General features: G+C 71.7%; 14 protein-coding genes. 9 read left to right on the forward strand and 5 right to left on the reverse strand.

The annotated features are described in order from the left end of the window. Window position 1: 1 nt before the first annotated feature. Genes ACLBXO_RS06470 through ACLBXO_RS06480 form a run of 3 tightly spaced genes read right to left on the reverse strand, consistent with a single transcriptional unit; the run spans window position 2 to window position 2,366 of the window. On the reverse strand, window positions 2-958 hold the full coding sequence (locus ACLBXO_RS06470) for an amino acid--[acyl-carrier-protein] ligase (protein ID WP_447684858.1): 957 nt from the start codon (window positions 956-958) through the stop codon (window positions 2-4). After that, window positions 958-2,121 (reverse strand): acyl-CoA dehydrogenase family protein, encoded by a 1,164-nt coding sequence (locus ACLBXO_RS06475; protein WP_447684859.1) that lies wholly within the window; start codon window positions 2,119-2,121, stop codon window positions 958-960. The genes ACLBXO_RS06470 and ACLBXO_RS06475 overlap by 1 nt, the downstream gene beginning before the upstream one ends. Further along, window positions 2,118-2,366 (reverse strand): acyl carrier protein, encoded by a 249-nt coding sequence (locus tag ACLBXO_RS06480; protein ID WP_331312492.1) that lies wholly within the window; start codon window positions 2,364-2,366, stop codon window positions 2,118-2,120. Before ACLBXO_RS06480 ends, ACLBXO_RS06475 begins: the two co-directional genes overlap by 4 nt. Window positions 2,367-2,756: 390 nt before the next feature. Between ACLBXO_RS06480 and ACLBXO_RS06485 the strand changes: the two genes are divergently transcribed. The 9 genes from ACLBXO_RS06485 to ACLBXO_RS06525 all read left to right on the forward strand — a co-directional run bounded on the left by ACLBXO_RS06485 (window position 2,757) and on the right by ACLBXO_RS06525 (window position 15,357). Next, the gene (locus ACLBXO_RS06485) at window positions 2,757-3,845 is read left to right on the forward strand and encodes an acyltransferase family protein (RefSeq protein WP_447684860.1); all 1,089 of its coding nucleotides are present in this window, start codon (window positions 2,757-2,759) and stop codon (window positions 3,843-3,845) included. Between the two features lie 309 nt (window positions 3,846-4,154). After that, complete coding sequence (locus ACLBXO_RS06490) at window positions 4,155-5,324, forward strand: glycosyltransferase (protein ID WP_331312441.1); 1,170 nt, start codon at window positions 4,155-4,157, stop codon at window positions 5,322-5,324. Window positions 5,325-5,333: 9 nt separating this feature from the next. Next, window positions 5,334-7,529 (forward strand): GumC family protein, encoded by a 2,196-nt coding sequence (locus ACLBXO_RS06495; RefSeq protein WP_447684861.1) that lies wholly within the window; start codon window positions 5,334-5,336, stop codon window positions 7,527-7,529. Then, window positions 7,526-8,752 (forward strand): glycosyltransferase family 4 protein, encoded by a 1,227-nt coding sequence (locus tag ACLBXO_RS06500; protein ID WP_447684862.1) that lies wholly within the window; start codon window positions 7,526-7,528, stop codon window positions 8,750-8,752. The genes ACLBXO_RS06495 and ACLBXO_RS06500 overlap by 4 nt, the downstream gene beginning before the upstream one ends. Before the next feature lie 44 nt (window positions 8,753-8,796). Beyond that, window positions 8,797-9,933 carry a glycosyltransferase family 4 protein gene (locus ACLBXO_RS06505; RefSeq protein WP_447684863.1) on the forward strand — a complete coding sequence of 379 codons (1,137 nt, stop codon included), beginning with the start codon at window positions 8,797-8,799 and terminating at the stop codon, window positions 9,931-9,933. Next, window positions 9,914-11,170, forward strand: a complete 1,257-nt coding sequence (locus ACLBXO_RS06510; RefSeq protein WP_447684864.1) for a glycosyltransferase family 4 protein — start codon at window positions 9,914-9,916, stop codon at window positions 11,168-11,170. Before ACLBXO_RS06505 ends, ACLBXO_RS06510 begins: the two co-directional genes overlap by 20 nt. Window positions 11,171-11,280: 110 nt before the next feature. Next, on the forward strand, window positions 11,281-12,504 hold the full coding sequence (locus tag ACLBXO_RS06515) for a glycosyltransferase family 4 protein (protein ID WP_447684877.1): 1,224 nt from the start codon (window positions 11,281-11,283) through the stop codon (window positions 12,502-12,504). After that, window positions 12,501-14,012: a lipopolysaccharide biosynthesis protein gene (locus ACLBXO_RS06520; protein ID WP_331312447.1), complete on the forward strand. Its 1,512-nt coding sequence runs from the start codon at window positions 12,501-12,503 to the stop codon at window positions 14,010-14,012. Before ACLBXO_RS06515 ends, ACLBXO_RS06520 begins: the two co-directional genes overlap by 4 nt. A 115-nt stretch (window positions 14,013-14,127) precedes the next feature. Continuing rightward, the gene (locus tag ACLBXO_RS06525; RefSeq protein WP_447684865.1) at window positions 14,128-15,357 is read left to right on the forward strand and encodes a hypothetical protein; all 1,230 of its coding nucleotides are present in this window, start codon (window positions 14,128-14,130) and stop codon (window positions 15,355-15,357) included. A gap of 38 nt (window positions 15,358-15,395) precedes the next feature. Here the strand turns inward: ACLBXO_RS06525 and ACLBXO_RS06530 are convergent, their stop codons facing one another. Then, window positions 15,396-16,877 carry an aldehyde dehydrogenase gene (locus ACLBXO_RS06530; RefSeq protein ID WP_447684866.1) on the reverse strand — a complete coding sequence of 494 codons (1,482 nt, stop codon included), beginning with the start codon at window positions 16,875-16,877 and terminating at the stop codon, window positions 15,396-15,398. Between the two features lie 68 nt (window positions 16,878-16,945). Continuing rightward, window positions 16,946-17,162 (reverse strand): GDP-mannose 4,6-dehydratase (locus ACLBXO_RS06535; protein ID WP_447684867.1); only part of this gene is annotated, 217 nt, incomplete at its 5' end.

Raw genomic sequence — 17,162 nt, forward strand, 5'->3', positions numbered from 1 at the left:
GTCAGCCCCACAGCTCGGCGCGCACGGCCTCCGGCCAGGCGGCGAGATCGAGCCCGTGGTGGCGCAGGAGCGCCAGGGTGATCCGCTCCAGACCAAAACCGACGCAGGCCGTGTGGGCGACCGCGCCGTCGGCCTGGCGCAACTCCCAGGTGCTGCCGAAATGGTCCTGGTGATAGTTGAAGCTGAGACAGGCCGTCGGCTTGTCGACGCTGTTGACCGGGACGTTCAGCTCGAACTTCAGCCCCTGCGCCCGCTGGTTGTTGGCGAGCATCCGGCCGGCGCGGCCGAAGAACGGGTCGTTGGCCGCGTCGATCGCGAGGGGGAGACCGAGGTCGCGGATCATGGCCGTGCCGCGCTCGAGCCAGGACTCGCGGAAGGCCAGGACCTGCTCGGGGCTTCCCATGCGCACGTACTCGCGCATCCGGAAGAGCTGCATCCGGGTCGGCTCCAGCGACGGCTCGCGCCGGAAGCAGTAGGATTGCAGGTCGAACAGGCGGCCCTCGGCCGGCAGCGCGCCCCGCGCGGCGGCGACCGGGTAGACCGGGTAGCAGGCCGCGGGCGTCAGCACGATGTCGGTGGCTTCCTGCTGCCCGGTCCAATCGGTCCCGGCCTCCAGGCAGGCGAGGATCTCGGCGTGGCCGCGCGCGTCGCCGCAGAAGCTGTGGACGGTGCCGGCGAGGTTGGGGAAGCCCTTCAGGTAGCCGCTGCGCTCGAAGGCCGGGCGGCTCATGGCCGGCGGGAAGCGCAGCACCTCGGCCCCCTCGGCGGCCCCGAGGCGCGAGATCATCCGGTCGAGGGCGTCGACGACGCTCTCGAAGGCGCCGCTGCGGCCGTAGAGGCCGTCGACGCCGGTCCGGACGAGCAGGCCGCGGTCGAACAGGCGGTCGAGGAAGGTCGGGTCGCCGGACGGCTCGTCCTCGCGCAGGACGTCGCCGGGAGGAGAGGAGATCGATTCCATCACGCGCTCATGAGCTGGCCGCTGCCCTTCTGCACGAGCAGGAGCTTGGCGGTGTTGGCGAGGATGCGGTCGTTGCCGATCATCAGCGGCGCGGAGAGGACGTCGCGCAGCGGCCGGCCGAGGCTGTACGGCGTGTCGTTGCGGTAGCCGGCGAGGCCGACGATGGCGAGCGCCCGCCGCACGATGTCGACCGCCATGTCGGAGACGGTGATCTTCAGGTTGTTGAGCATCACGCAGAATCCGACGGAGCCGATCGTGTCCGCGTCCCCGTGGGCGTCCTCGAAGCGGCGGAGCGCCGACACGATGGTGCCGCGCATGGCTTGGTGCGCGTTCGACACCTCGGCGAGGCGCGTCGCGGTCGGCGGCACCTGCCCGGGCCGGCGCCGCGCCTCGGCCTGCACGAAGGCGCGGGCGCGATCGACCGCGTAGGTCGCGATGCCGTACCAGACGCTGCTCCACAGCAGGTGCGAGGAGGCCAGCATCGACTGGGCGGCGATCTCCGCGAACGGCTTCGGCAGGATCTGCTCGACCGGGACGTTCCGGGCCTCAAGGCGGAAGCCGTCGCTGCAGGTTCCGCGCATCCCGAGCGTGTCCCAATCCCCCGTGCGAACGAGCGAGATCTGGTCGGCCATCAGCGCGACGAGGACCTGATCGGACGTCGCCGCGTCGGCATGGCGCCGGGCCGTGGCGAGGATCAGGTCGGCCTTGGCGCCGTAGGAGATCACCGACGCGTCCTTGCCGAGGGCGAAGACCTCGCCGGTGGTCTCCACGGCGCAGAGGCTGTTGCGCAGGTCGCCGCCGATGCCGGCCTCGGTGGTCGAGGAGGCGACCAGCAGCTGCTCCCGCGCGATGCGCTCCATCAGGCGACCGTGCCACGGGCTGTCGAGGCCGTGGGTCACGAGGCTGGACACCTTGATGTGGTGCATCGCGAAGACCATGGCGGCCGCGCTGCAGGCCTGCCCGAGCGTGCTGCACGCCTCGGCGATCTGGACCAGCCCGGCCCCCTCGCCGCCGAACTGCCCGGGGATCTGGAGACCGAGCAACCGCTCGGCCTTCATCGCGGCCACGGCCTCCTCGGGGAAGCGGCCTTCGCGGTCGACAGCGTCGGCGTGGCGCGCCGCGACCGCCGCGGCCCGCTCGGTGCGCGCGGCGAGCGTGCTCATGCGGCTTCCTGCTGGATCAGGGTGGAGACGGCCTCGCGGATCGCGCGGATCGACGCGAAGGACTTGCGGTTCAGGAGCTCGTCGGGGAACTCGATGTTGAAGCGCTCCTCGAGACCCAGCATCAGCTGGACCGAGCCGAACGAATCGAGCCCGCGGTCGAACAGGCTGTCATCCTCGGAGAGCTGGTCGGCCTTGCCGGCGAAGGCTTCGTTCGAACCGAGAATCTCACGGATGTCTTGTGCGATGTCCAAGGCGGCACTCCTTATTCCGGTTGTCACGACGCTATTGAACAGATCGGCCCGCCGTCAAATTATCTATTGATTAATAGTAAATAGCGGTCCGCTGAGGGTATGACGGGGTCGCGCACCGTGCAATCAGGAACCGGTTGCGTCCGGCGGCCTATATTCGGCGGCGCCACCTTTACGATCACTTTCCAGCTCTTGCTTTCGTGATCATCCGTCCAGAGATTTCCCGGATTTAGCAACTCGTGCGTGTAAATGCCCGGCGAAATCTCGGGTCCGGCGGGGGAGCCATTTAGGACGATTCCGGACTCGTCGTGACGCGGCGCTGCCATCTCGGCCATAAGGGCACGACGTCGCCCGTCCCGGGCGGGCCCAGCGATCAGCCGGCGCGCGATGATCTACAACCTTCAAATTCTGCGCGCCGTCGCCTCGTACCTCGTCTTCCTCACGCATTTCGGCCTCTACATCGGCCCCGTTCTGCCGCGACCGGACCTGCTCGCGTTCGGCGCCAGCGGGGTCGACGTGTTCTTCGTGCTATCCGGGTTCATCATGTTCGCCAGCACGAGCGGGCGCCGCGAGAGCCCGGGGGCTTTCCTGCTCCGCCGCGCGTCGCGCGTCGTCCCGGTCTACTGGCTCGTGACGCTCGGGCTGACGGCGATCGCCCTGACCGGGCTGAAGCCCATCGGGATCGTGGAGATCCGGCCGGACTACGTCGTGCAGTCCCTGCTGTTCCTGCCGTTCTCGCGGGGCGGCTACATCGAGCCGCTGAACTCCGTGGGCTGGACCCTCAACTACGAGATGTTCTTCTACGTGGTCTTCGCGGGACTGCTGCTGGTGCCGAGGCCGGCCGTGAGGGCCCTCGGCGCGGCCGCGATATTCCTGGTGCTGATCCTGCTCGGATCGCTGCCGGCATCCGGCCTCTACTGGGCGTACTACACGAAGCCGATTCTCATCGAATTCGCCGCCGGCATCGGGCTGGGATACGCCTATGCGCGGCTCGGGCCGCCGCCCGCGGGCTTCCCGGTCCGGCGCGTCGCCGGCGCGGCGTTCGCGGCGGCCCTGGCGCTCATCCTCGGCGGACAGATCGTGACCGACGCGCTCGGCGTCAGCCCGGAACTGTCGGGCTTCGCCCGCCCGCTGGTCTGGGGGACCGCGGCCGTCCTGATCGTGGGCGCGATGCTGCTGCTGGAACGGGCCGGCATCGTGCTGAGGTCGCGCTGGCTGTTCTCGCAGGGCAACGCCAGCTATTCCTTCTACCTCGTCCACAATCTGCTTCTGCACAGCGCCGCCAAGATCGCCGCGCTCGCCGTCGCGCCCGGCCTGGCGCGCGCCGTTCTGATCTTCGCGCTCGCGTTCCCGGCAGCGGTCGCTGTCGGCGAGCTGCTGTTCCGGTACGTCGAGACGCCGGTGATCGCGATCCTGCGGCGCCGGCTCCGGCGGCGACCGTCGCCCGCTCCCCTGACCGTTCCGGCCGCTTCGTAGGCCGCGCGGCCGGAGCCCGTTCGGCCGTCTGCCGGCACTCCGCGGCGGGCGCCCGCGAGCCTGGAAGGCGAAGACGGCAGGTGAAGATCCGCACTTCGTTTAACGTTAATTGTTGACAAAAATTAAGTTTATAGACCGCGTTTTCGACCTATACGAGCTCTATTTTCGACTGTTGCCGGATCGGTGACCCCTTTTTTAGAGATCACGTCTCTATTACTCTCTCGCGTGTGCCTCTGCTCGCTGTCGGCGGCGGGACGGGCAGGACGGAATGCATGTTCCAGCGTCCGGCGCACCGACGAGGAAGCTGTGATGCGTGTCGCGATTGTTCACGACTGGTTGTACATCGTCGGTGGCGCCGAGCGTGTTCTCGAGCAGCTGCTGCGGATCTATCCGGACGCGGATGTCTTCGCGCTCTTCGACTTCCTGCCCGAGGCGGACCGGGCGCGGCTGGGCTACAGCCAGGCGCATACGAGCTTCATCCAGCGCATGCCGTTCGCGCGGACGCGGCACCGCAACTACCTGCCCCTGATGCCGCTCGCGATCGAGCAGTTCGATCTGTCCGCCTACGATCTCGTCATCTCGAGCAGCTACGCGGTGGCGAAGGGCGTCCTCACCGGGCCCGACCAGCTCCACGTCTCCTACATCCATTCGCCCATGCGCTACGCCTGGGACATGCAGCACACCTACCTGCGGGAGAGCGGCTGCGACGCGGGCATGAAGAGCGTGCTCGCGCGGCTGATCCTGCACCGGATGCGCGTCTGGGATTTCCGCACGGCGGCCGGCCCCAACGCGATCGTGGCCAACTCCGCCTTCGTCGCCCGCCGCATCCACAAGGTCTACGGCCGAACCGCCGAGGTCATCCACCCGCCGATCACGCTGCCGAGCCAGCGCTACGAGGGACCGCGCGGCAACCACTTCCTCGTGGCCAGCCGGCTCGTGCCGTACAAGAACGTCGAGGCGGTGATCCGCGCCTTCGCGCTGCGTCCCGATCTCGAACTGGTCGTGGCGGGCACCGGGCCCGACGCGGCGCGGCTGCGCGAGATCGCTGGGCCCAACGTGTCGTTCTCCGGCTTCGTGCCCGACGCGGAGTTGCGCCACCTGATGGCCACCGCGCGCGCCTTCATCTTCGCGGCCGAGGAGGATTTCGGGATCATCGTGGTCGAGGCCACGTCGGAGGGCACGCCGGTGCTCGCGCTGGGCCGCGGCGGCGCCCGCGAGACGGTCCAGACCCGCGGCCCGCAGCGCACGGGCATGTTCTTCGACGCGGCCGAGCCCGAGGCGATCGCCGAATGCGTCCAGCGCTTCCTGCTGCAGGAGAGCCACTTCACCCGCGAGGCCTGCTGGGCACAGGCCGAGATGTTCTCCGCCGAGCTGTTCCGAAGCCGGTTCGCGACCTTCGTCGACGAGCAGATGGCCCTGCACCGGGCTGCCTGCGAGACGCGCCCGCGGATCCTGCCGCGCCTCGAAGCGGTCGGCTGAGGGGGCCGCATGTCCTTCCTGACCGTCGATCTGGCCGACCGGGCGCCGGTCCGCACCCTCCCTCAGGAGCCGGCGCGGGGCGGTCCGCTGGCCGCCGCCCTCTCGCGGATCTGGCATCGCCGCTACCTGTTCACAGCGGTGTTCGCCACGGTCCTCGGCCTCGCCGTCACCGCCCTGCTGATGATCCAGCCGCAATACGTGGCGAGCGGCTCGGTGATCGTGGCCGAGGCGGAACCGGGCGCCAACAACGCCTCCATGGCCTGGATCCAGAAGATCGGCGACCCGGCCGACATCGAGAGTCAGATCCTGGTGATCCGCTCGCCGCGGCTCCTGCGGCTCGCGATCGACGACAACCTCGTCGCCGCGGTCCTCGCCGAGTGCCGCTACGCGGCCACGGGCGGCCATCCCGACCGGATCAGCGAGAAGAAGGAAGCCGCCTGCACGAAGCTCACGACCGACCGCAACGCGCTCGTCGAGTATCTGCAGAAGCGCTACTCGGTCCTGAGCTCCGGCCGCTCGCGCATCATCACCATCGGCTACAAGTCGCCGCTGCCCGAGACGGCGCAGACGATGGCCAACGGCCTGATCAACGCCTTTCTGGACGACCAGCGCGAGGCGCAGGCCTCGAGCCGCAAGGCGGCGGCCGACTGGCTGCACACGGAGATCAGCCAGCTGGACGCCTCGATCCGGGCCGACGAGACCCGGATCCAGACCTTCCGGCGCCGCAAGGGCCTGCTGAAGGGCTCGCTGGCCCCGATCAGCGCGGAGCGGCTCACCAGCATCAGCCAGCAGCTCGCCGCGGCCGAGACCGCCAAGGCGGACGCGGCCGCGCGGCTCTCCGAGATCGAAGCCAAGGGGGCCCGCGGCGCCGACAGCGCCCCGGCCGTCCTGGCGAGCTCGACGATCGTGTCGCTGAAGCAGCAGCTCAGCGGCGTCAGCGCGCAGCTCGCCAACCAGAGCACCCTGCTGGGCGCGAACCACCCGGTGATCCGGGCGCTCGAGACCGAGCAGGCGAGCCTGCGCGGGCGGATCGAGCAGGAGATCGGCAACGTCGCCAAGGGCCTGCGCAAGTCCTACGAGGCCTCGAACGCCCTCGCCAAGTCGCTGCGCGCCCAGCTCGAGACAGCGAAGACGGACGCCGCCGCCGCCATGGACGACGAGGCGTCGATCGAGGGCATGGTGCGCAACGCCGAGATCAAGCGCACCCGCTACGCCGATCTGGTCAAGCGCGCGGGGGAGCTGGAGACCGAGCGGCGCATCCTCACCGGCAGCACGCGGCTGGTCAGCCTCGCCGAGCTGCCGCAGGAGCCGTTCTCGCCCAAGGCCGTGCCGTTCCTGGCCGGCGGAATCGTGCTGGCGGGCGTGCTCGCCGCCGCCGCCGCGCTGCTGCGCGACTACACCGACCGGCGCGTGCGCACCTCGGCGCAGCTCATGGCCGGCACGGGCGCCCCGGTCTTCGCGCAGCTGCCGAGCCTGGAGCCCGCCGGCCTCGTCGGCCGCTTCTCCGAGCGCCAGCGCGAGCTGGACCTCGCGGAGGCCCTGGCGCGGGCGCGGGTCGACCCGGTGATGCAGAACGTCCTGCGCAACCTGCACGCCCATCTCGTTCTGGCGGGCGCCGGCAAGTCCCGCGTCATCCTGGTGACCTCGGCGAAGCCGCGGGAGGGTAAGTCGTTCACGGCCTTCGCGCTCGCGGCCATCGGCGCCGCGAGCGGCCGGCGGGTCCTCGTGGTCGAGTGCGACCTGAGGCGGCCGAACTTCGAGGCCTCCCTCGGGCTCGGCCGCGGCCCCGGCCTCGGCGGCGTGCTCCGCGGCGAGATCGCCCCGGCCGAGGCCGTGGTCCAGGCCGGACGCTTCGACGTCATCCCGGCCGGGACGCCCACCGCCGACTCCACGGAGCTCCTGATGGGCGACCGGATGGCGGATTTCCTCAAGTGGAGCCGCCGGTACGACCTCGTCCTCCTCGACACGCCGCCCACCAGCCTCCTGATGGACGCGCCGATGCTCGCGCGCCACGTCGACGGCGTCCTCTGCTGCGCCCGCTACGGCCGCTCGCAGCTCTCCGACACGGTCGAGACCGTGGCGAACCTGCGCCGCGCCGGCGGACGCGTCCTCGGGATCGCCATGACGATGGTCCGCCCGGGGATCCAGTCGACCTACGACGTGATGCCGCTGCCCGATTCCAGCACGGCCGCGAGCGCCCGATGACCGAAGTGCTTCCTGCCGACGCGCTCGCCGGGCGCGCCCCCCTCGACCGGGCCCAGGGTACGCGATCCGGGGTCGCCGCGCGGCCGCGGGTCCTGTTCGTGAGCCACACCGGAATTATGTCGGGGGCCGAACTGGTGCTCCGCGACGCCGTCCGGCCTTGGGCGGGCTCCAGCGCCTTCCTGTTCGAGGACGGCGCGCTCACCGAGGCGCTGCGCGGCCAGGGCCTGGAGATCCGCCTCGCGCGCCGCCGGTCGGCCCTGGCGGGGCTCCGGCGCGACGTCTCTCCGCTGAGCGCTCTGCCGGTCCTGGGGCAGCTCGGCGCCCTGGCGCTGGAGATCGCCCGGGCGGCCCGGTCCTGCGACGTGGTCTACGCCAACTCGCAGAAGGCTTTCCTGCTCTCGTCCCTGGCGGCCCGCGCCGCCGGGCGTCCCCTGATCTGGCACCTCCACGACATCCTCGACGGGGCGCATTTCGGCCGGGCGCAGCGCGCCGTTCAGATCCGGCTCGCCAATCTCTGCGCCGCCCGGGTGATCGTGCCCTCGGAGGCCGCCGCGCGGGCCTTCGTCCAGGCCGGCGGCCGCCGGTCCCTGATCCGGGTCGTGCCGAACGGCCTCGACGTCGATCCGGAGCCGTCCTCCGCCGCCGCCCTGCGCGCGGAACTCGGCCTGCCGGACGGCCCCCTCGTCGGCGTGTTCAGCCGCCTCGCGCCGTGGAAGGGGCAGGACGTCCTGATCGAGGCGCTACCAGCCCTGCCCGGCCTGCGCTGCGTCGTGGTGGGGGCGCCGCTCTTCGGCGAGGACGCCTACGCGGCCCATCTGCGCGACCTCGCGGCGCGGCGCGGGCTCTCGGACCGCGTGCTGTTCCTCGGCCAGCGCGACGACGTCCCCCGGCTGATGCGGGCGGTCGACGCGGTCGTGCACCCCTCGGTCGATCCCGAACCGTTCGGCCGCACGTTGGTCGAGGCGATGCTGGTCGGCGTGCCGGTCATCGCCACCGACGCCGGCGCCTCCGCGGAGATCCTCGACGGCGGCGCGGCCGGGACGCTGGTGCCGCCGCGGCGGCCGGACCGCCTCGCGGCGGCCCTCTCGACGCTGTTCGCCGATCCCGACGCCTCCGGCGCACGCACAGCGCGCGCGCGCGAGCGGGCGCTGTCCCGCTACGGCGCGGAGCGCATGCAGCGCGATCTCGCCGCCATCATCCTCCAGGTCGCCGGCCGGGCCTGACCGGCCGGCGATCCCTCTCCCGGTTCGGAGCCGTCAGACCCGCCATGCCGCGCGTCCTCGTCAACATGCCGAGCCAGCATGCCGGTCGGCCGTCGGGCGTCGCGCTCGTCGCCTTCCGGGTGATCGCCGGACTGGTCGCGCGCGGCACCTTCGCGGTGGTGCTCCGCTCCCCCTGGCACCGCGACCAGCTGCCGGCGGCGATCCGCGACCGGGTCGAGGTCGTGACGGTGCAGCGGCCGCGGATCATGCTGCTCGACGTCCTGCGCCAAGCCGTCGCCGTCCCGCGGCTGTGCCGGGCCCGCGCCATCGACGTCGTGCTGAACATCGACCCGTACGGGGCGGCCTTCGGCGGCCGCGCCCGCGTCAGCGTGGTGCACGACCTCTATTTCCGCACCCTGCCCGAGCGCATCCGCTCCCGCGAGGCCCTGACCACCGACCCGATCTTCCGCCTGGTCCTGGGCAACAGCGCCCGGGTGATCGCCGTGTCGGAGGCGACGCGGCGCGATCTGGAGCACCATTACCCGCGGCTCCGCGGGCGGACGCGGACCGTGCCGTCCGCGGCCATGCTGGACCCCTCGGCGGGCGGATCCGCCGCCGGGGTCCCGGCGGGGCCGTACGTGCTGGCCGTCGGCAACGCCCTCTACAACAAGAATTTCGCGACCCTCGCGCGCGCCGTGGTCGGGCTCGGGCGGCCGGGGATCGGGATCGTCCACGTCGGCGAGGATCCCGACGAGGCCATCGCCGCCGCGCTCGGCGCCGCGCCGGTCCCGCTGACCCGCCTGTCGCGGATCGCCGACGACAGGCTGGCGGCCCTCTATCGCGGCGCGCTGTGCCTGTGCGTCCCGTCCTTCGCGGAGGGATTCTGCCTGCCCGTGCTGGAGGCGCAGGCCCTCGACTGCCCGGTGATCTGCTCGGACCGCTCCGCCACGCCCGAGATCGCCGGGGCCGGTGCCCTGACGTTCGACCCCGCCGACGCGGCGGCGCTGACCGAGTGCCTGCGCGGCCTGCTCGACGAGCCCGGGCTCAGGGACGCGCTGATCGCCCGCGGCCGCGACAATGTCCGGCGCTACGACTGGGCCGAGACCGCGCGCCGCTACGAGACCTTGCTGCTCGAGGCGCTGCGGGACGGCGCGGCGGCGCGCAGCGCCCGGGAGGTGCCGCATGCGCATCCTGCACCTTAGCTCGCTCTACGCGCCCGAGCAGGTCGGCGGCGCCGAGCTGATGGTCGAGACGCTCGCCCGGACCCAGGCGGATCTCGGCCACGACGTCGCCGTCGCCTGCGCGGCGCGGACCGAGGGCGGGCCTGTCCTTCAGGACGGCGTCACCGTTTACCGGACCGGCTACGGGACGCCGTTCCACATCCTCGACTGGCCGCAGCGCGGGCGGGTCGAGCGCCTCCGCTACAAGGTCGCGGCGCAGTGGAACCGCCACGCCGTCGACCGGATGGCGCGGGCGGTCCGGGACTTCGCCCCCGACCTCGTGAACACGCACTCCCTCTCCGAGCTGCCGACCGCGATCTGGCCCATGCTTCGTCGGCTCGGCGTGCCGGTCGTGCACACGCTCCACGACTTCACCAGCCTCTGCACCAACGGCGCGATGGTGCGCCACGGGCATCCCTGCGCCCACCAGCACCGCAAGTGCCGCCTCTACGCGGTGCCCCACCGGCGCTGCCAGCGGGCCGTGACGGCGCTCGCCGCCGTGGGCTCGGACATCCTCGACCGCCACCTCGCCGCCGGCCTCTTCGCCCACGTGCCGCCGTCGCTGCGCCGGGTGATCTGGAACCCGATCCCGCCCGGCTCGCCGGTGGCCCGGGCGACGCGGGCGCCCGGCGCGCCGATCCGGTTCGGCTATCTGGGCCGCATCGAGGGCGCGAAGGGCCTCGACGTCCTCCTCGACGCCTGCCGGCGCCTGCCGGAGGCGGGCTGGCAGCTCGCCGTCGCGGGTCGCGCCGTGGACGGGCTAGACCGCTACCGTTCCCTGGCCGAGGGCCTGCCCGTGACCTTCCCGGGCTACGCCGAGCGCGACGCCTTCCTCGACGATCTCGACTGCCTCGTAGTCCCGCCGATCTGGCCCGAGCCCTTCGGCCGGACGGTGGCGGAGGCCTACGGCCGCGGCGTCCCGGTGATCGGCACCGCCACCGGCGGTATCGGCGAGCAGGTCGGGCCCGGCCCCTGGCTGGTCCCGCCGGGGGACGCGGCGGCGCTCGCCGCCGCGATGGCCCGGATCGTCGCGGAGCCGGCCCGCCTCGCCGAAGGGCTCGCCCGCGCCGCCCGGATCCGCGCCGGCACCGATCCGGTCGCCGTCGCGACCGCCTATCTCGACCTCTACGCCGCGACCCGCGACGCGGCCCGCACCGAACCGCTTCCCGAGCTTCCCGCCCGCGCGGAGCGCACGCCTCTCAGCGAGTGCCGTTCATGATGACCCCCACCCTGTCGTCGAACTACGCCCGGGTCCTCACCGAGGAGCCCCGCGCCCAGGGCCAGGACCGGCCGAGGGAACAGGCCGCCGCGCGCGGGGTGACCGGCCCCCTGCGGATCCTGCATCTCAGCGCCCTCTACCCGCCCTACATCGTGGGCGGGGCCGAGCGCTCGGTCGAGCACCTCGCCGAGGAACTCGCGACGGCCGGCCACACGGTGGCCGCGGCCTGCATCGCCCGGGAACCCGAGCCCAAGAGCCTGCGCGGCGGCGTCACCGTCTACCGCATGGCCCACCACAACGATTTCTGGCTGGAGGACTGGCCCCAGGCGAGCCGGTTCGGTCGCGCCTGGGCCAAGCTCAAGCAGCAGTGGAATTTCGCCGTGGCCGCCGAGTTCGGGCGCGTCCTCGACGATTTCCGGCCCGATGTCGTCAACACGCACTCGCTGCTCGACGTCTCGACCCTCGTCTGGCGCGAGGCGGCCAAGCGCGGCATCCCGATCGTCCACACGGTCTGCGAGTACGATCTGATCTGCGGCAACGCCGCGATGTTCAAGAACGGCAAGCCGTGCGACCGCTGGCACCTGGGCTGCAAGGTGGTCAACGCCGCCAAGCAGATCACCAACCGGTCGGTGGACGCCGTCGTCAGCGTCGGCACCGAGATCCTCAAGACCCATGTCGACCACGGGTTGTTCGCGCATCTCGCGCCGGACCGTCGCCGGGTGATCTTCTACTCCTGCACCGTCCCCGAGGGCGACCCAGAGGCCCGCCGCCGGATCGACCGGACCGGCAAGCCGATGACCTTCGGCTATCTCGGCCGGATCAACACCGAGAAGGGGGTCGGCACGATGATCGACGCCTTCCGGCGGATCGGTCCCGGCGACTGGCGCTGCCTCGTCGCCGGCCACGCGATGGATGACTCGATCGCGCGCTTCAAGGCCCAGGCCGAGGGTCTGCCCATCAACTTCGTCGGCTGGGCGAAACCCGCGGAGTTTCTCAGCGCGATCGACGTGCTCATCGTCCCGTCGTTCTGGGCCGAGCCGTCGCCGCGGACGATCTACGAGGCCTACACGATGGGCGTTCCGGTGATCGGGGCGGCCTCGGGCGGCATCCCCGAATTGATCGGCGAGGACAACGCCGACTGGCTGTTCACGCCGGGCGACGACGCCGACCTCGCCGCGCGGCTGCGGACCGTGCTTGCCCGCGGCCGCGGCGACCTGCCGGACGAGCGCGCCTTCCAGCACGTCATCCGCGAGTCGACCTCGGAGCGCGTCGCCGAGAAGTACCTCGACCTCTACGCCGAACTCGTCGCCGAGCGTCGGGCGAGCCGCCCGTGAGCGCCGCCGCGCCGGTCCTGTCGGAGGCGGCCGCCGCCGAGGAGGAGCCGGGGCTCGCCTCCGGCGCCGCGGTGACGCGCCGCTCGTTCGACGCCGCGCGCTGGGTGGCGGTCGCCTCCGTCGGCAACGTGGTCCTCAGTTTCGGGGTGTTCCTCGTGCTCGCCCGTCTCATCGGGCCCGCCGAGTTCGGGATGGTGGCGATCGCCGCCGTCTTCATCGACATCCTGCAGATCGTCGCCCGCTGCGGCCTGCCCGACGCGGTGGTCCAGCGCGCCGATCTCGACGAGGACTTCGCCGCCACCGCCTTCTGGGTGATGCTCGCCACGGGCGTCCTGTGCGCCCTGGGCCTCGTGGCCCTGGCCGGGCCGATCGCCTGGATCTTCGACCTGCCGGCGCTGCGGCCGGTGCTGTGCGCGCTGTCGGCCTGCTTCGTGATCACCGCCGCGGGCGCGATCCACGAGGCGCGGCTCCAGCGGAGCTTCGGCTTCCGCAAGCTCGCCCTGCGGGCGCTCGGCGCCAACGTGCTCGGCGGGGCCGCGGCCCTCGTGCTGGCCCTCGACGGCTACGGCGTCTGGAGCCTGGTGGTGCAGCGCCTCGTCGCAGCGACCGCGACCACGCTCCTGACCTGGGCGGCGGCCCGCTGGATCCCGCCCCTGCGGCTGCATCTCGCCTCCGTGCGCGAGCAGATCGCGTTCGGCTCGCGGCTGTTCTGCACCTACCTGCTGCTCGTCGCGTCGATCCGGAGCCAGGAGGTGATCGCCGCCTACTTCCTGTCAGCGACCGATGTCGGATACCTGCGCCTCGCGTGGCGCTGCATCGACCTCGTGAGCCAAGTGGCGGTCATTCCCCTGACCACCGTCGGGCTGACCACCTACGCGCGCCTCCAGGACCGGCCGGACGAGCTGGCCACGGCCTTCCACGGATTCACCGAGGCCTCCGCGTTCCTGGCCGTGCCCGCCTTCTTCGGCATGGCGGCCGTGGCCCCGACCCTCATCCCGTTCCTGTTCGGCGACCAGTGGCACGACGCGGCGCCGGTGCTGCGGACGCTCGCGCTCCTCGCCCCGGAATTCGTCGCCACCTCGATGCTGTGGATGATCTTCACGGCCCTGGGCCGCAACGGCACGGCCCTGCGGCTCGCCGGCGCGCAGTTCGGACTCGGCGCCGCGGCGGCCTTCGTGACCGCGCCCTTCGGCCTCGCCGCCCTGGTCGCCGGGCACGTGGTGCGGGCCTACCTGTTCACGCCCGCGATCGTCGCCAGCGCCGGGCGCGTCGTCCCGATCGCGAACGGGCGGCTCGTGCGGCTCCTCGCGCCGATCACGCTCTGCGCAGGCGCGATGGCCGGGCTGGTGCTGCTCGTCCAGGGGCCGGTCCACGCGGCCCTCGGGGACCGGGTCGGCCTGTTCGCGGCGGTCGGCATCGGGATCGCGGCCTATCTGGGCCTGGCCTGGATCGTCATGCGCGGCACGCTCCGCACGGCCATCGGCCAGTTCCTGAGGCGTCCCGCCTGATCTGCACCCTCCGCCAACCTTTGTGGGCGACACTGCCCGCCGGAGGCCGCGGCCGGCGGAGGGTTCATCGGCGGCCGGTGCGCGGGGACGGTTCTGGGTGATGGCGGGACAGGCGTTGCCGATCGAGACGCGCGCACCGGCCGCGTCCCTCCTCGCGGACCGCGTCGCCGTTTTACTGCTCGGCGCCGCCCTGAACTTCAACGTCCTGACCTCGACCTTCGGGCTGCCGTTCCAGCGCCTGTCCGACCTGCTGCCGTTCCTGCTCATCCCCTGGCTGGGCCTGCGCCGCGTCGTCGTGGCGGAGGCCCTGCGGCAGGCCGCGCCGCTCGCCGGCATCCTGGCGCTGATCGCGGCCTCGCTGGTGCTGAAGGCGCACAAGCAGGCGGGCGACGTCTACCTGACCCTCGTCCTGCTGCTCTACGTGGTCCAGGCGTTCATCCTGCTGGTGATGTTCCGCGACCGGCGCGTCGAGGACGCGTTCTGCGTCGGCCTGCTCGCCGGCATGCTCGCCTCCCTCGCGGTCCTGCTGCTCGCCGCCTCGGGCATGCAGCTCGACCGTTTCGGACTCGCCGTTCCCACGGACGGGCTCGACGAGGAGCTGAAGCTGTTCGTGCAGGACAAGCAGGGCGGACTCTGGGCCTCGGGCAACGAGACCGGCCACGTCTTCGCGCTGGCCGGGGCCGCGGCCCTGCTGCTCAGCCTGCGCTATCGCCTGAAGATCGTCTATCTCGCCTACTTCGCGGCCCTCCTGGCGAGCTTCCCGTTCACCAACAACCGCGCCGGCCTGTTCATGCCGGTCCTGTTCCTCGGCCTGCTGATGCGGCGGAACCTCAAGGCGCCCGCGGTGCTCGCCGCGCTCGGGGTCCTGGGCGTCCTGCTCGTGGCCTGGGCGGTGACGGGGGAGATCCCGCTGCCGGGGACACTGTCCCAGGCGATCGAGCGACGCTTCGCCGAGGACCACAACGTCACGGGCAATTTCGACGAGCGGTTCCTGTCCGGCGTGACCGCGCTCCAGCTCGTCGTCGCTTACCCGTTCGGGGTCGGCGAGGTCGCCCGCCGGGAGGAGCTGCAGGCCCTGACCGGGCTCGTGACACCTCATAACGGTTTCGTGTCGCTGGCGCTCCAGAGCGGCATCGCCACGGCGCTGCTGCTCGTCGCCGGCCTCGGGCGGATCCTGCTCGCGCCCGCGGCCTTCGGACCGTTCCTGACCTACAGCGCGGTGTTCCTGATCCCGTCGCTCATGTTCGAGGAACTGTCGGTCAACCAGTACTTCCTCTTCTTCATGGGCTTCGTCCTGGCCTCCCTCGCGCTGCCGCCGGACCGCCCGCAATCGGCCCCTGATTAGGGACCGCGCCGCGGCGGATCGCGGCGCGGCCCGCCGGCTCAGCGCATGACGAAGGGGTTCTCCGGCGCGTCGCGGCTCGTGGAGATCCAGACGCTCTTGGTCTCCAGGTACTCGCGGATCGACTCGATGCCGCTCTCGCGGCCGATGCCCGAGCGCTTCATGCCGCCGAACGGCATCATGTAGCTCACTGCCCGGTAGGTGTTCACCCAGACGGTGCCGGCCCGCAGCCCCTTCGACATGCGCATCGCGCGGCCGATATCCTGGGTCCAGACGCCGGCCGCGAGCCCGTAGATCACGTCGTTGCCGATCTTCAGCGCCTCGGCCTCGTCCTCGAAGCCGATGATCGACAGGACCGGGCCGAACACCTCCTCCTGGGCGATGCGCATGTCGTTGGTGACGCCCGTGAAGATCGTCGGCTCGACGAACTGGCCGCCGAGCACGCCGGGACCGGAGGCGGGTTTGCCGCCGAAGACGCAGCGCGCGCCCTCACTCTCGGCCAGCGCGATGTAGTCGAGCACCTTCGTGTACTGGGGCGGCGTGGTGATCGGCCCGATATTGGTGTCGGCCTGCATCGGGTCGCCGAGCTTGGCGGTGCGGGCGAGCTCGATCAGGCGCTCGGTGAAATCCTGGCGGATGCTGTTCTGCACCAGCAGCCGCGAGCCGGCGATGCAGGTCTGCCCGGTGGCCGCGAAGATGCCCGAGATCGCCCCGGCGGCCGCCGCCTTCAGGTCGGCATCGGCGAAGACGATGTTGGGCGACTTTCCGCCGAGCTCCAGGGACACGCGCTTGATCTGGCGCGCGGCCGCCTCGTAGACCTTCGCGCCGGTGACGTCCGAGCCCGTGAAGGTGATCTTGGCGACGTCCGGATGCTCGACGATCGCGCTGCCGGCCTCGCCGCCGAAGCCGGTGACGACGTTGAACATGCCGTCGGGCAGCCCGGCCTCCTTGGTCAGGCGGGCGAATTCCAGCGTGCTCGCGGAGGCGAACTCGGAGGGCTTCACCACGACCGCGCATCCGGCCGCGAGCGCGGGGGCGCATTTCCAGGCGACGAACAGGAGCGGCGAGTTCCACGCCGTCAGCGCCCCGACCACGCCGACCGGCTCGTGCCGGGTGAACGCGAAGGTCTCGGGCTTGTCGATCGGAACCTGGGCGCCCTCGACCTTGTCGGCGAGCCCCGCGTAGTACCACCACCATTCCGGCTGGTAGCGGGTCTGGCCGTACATCTCGGCGAACAACTTGCCGTTGTCGCGTACCTCGACCTCGGCCAGCGCCTTGGCCTCGCGCTCGACGAGGTCGCCGATCCGGCGCAGGACCTTGCCGCGGGCCGATGCCGTCATGGTGGCCCAGGGGCCGTCCCACATGGCGCGCTTGGCGGCGGCCACCGCCCGGTCCACGTCAACGCGCCCGGCGCGCGGGATCCGGGCCCAGGGCTCGCCGCGATAGGGATCGATGGACTCGAACCACGAGCCCTCGACCGGATCAACGGACTGGCCGTCGATGTAGAGCTGGTAGGTCTTCACGGCGCGCCTCTCCGTCCGGTGGTGCGCGCCATATGGATCCGGAGCCCGCCCGCGGCGAGCCCGGCCGCTCAGGCGTTGGCGCTGAGGCGCTTGATGTCGGCGTCGACCATCTCGGTGATCAGCGCCTCGAGGCTGGTCTCGGCCTCCCAGCCGAAGGTCGCCTTGGCCTTGGCCGGGTTGCCCAGCAGCACCTCGACCTCCGCCGGGCGGAACAGCGCCGGGTCGACGATCAGGTGGTCGTCCACCGTCAGGCCGACATGCTTGAACGCGATCGCGCACATGTCC

It is taken from the genome of Methylobacterium sp. C33D, from assembly GCF_053345825.1.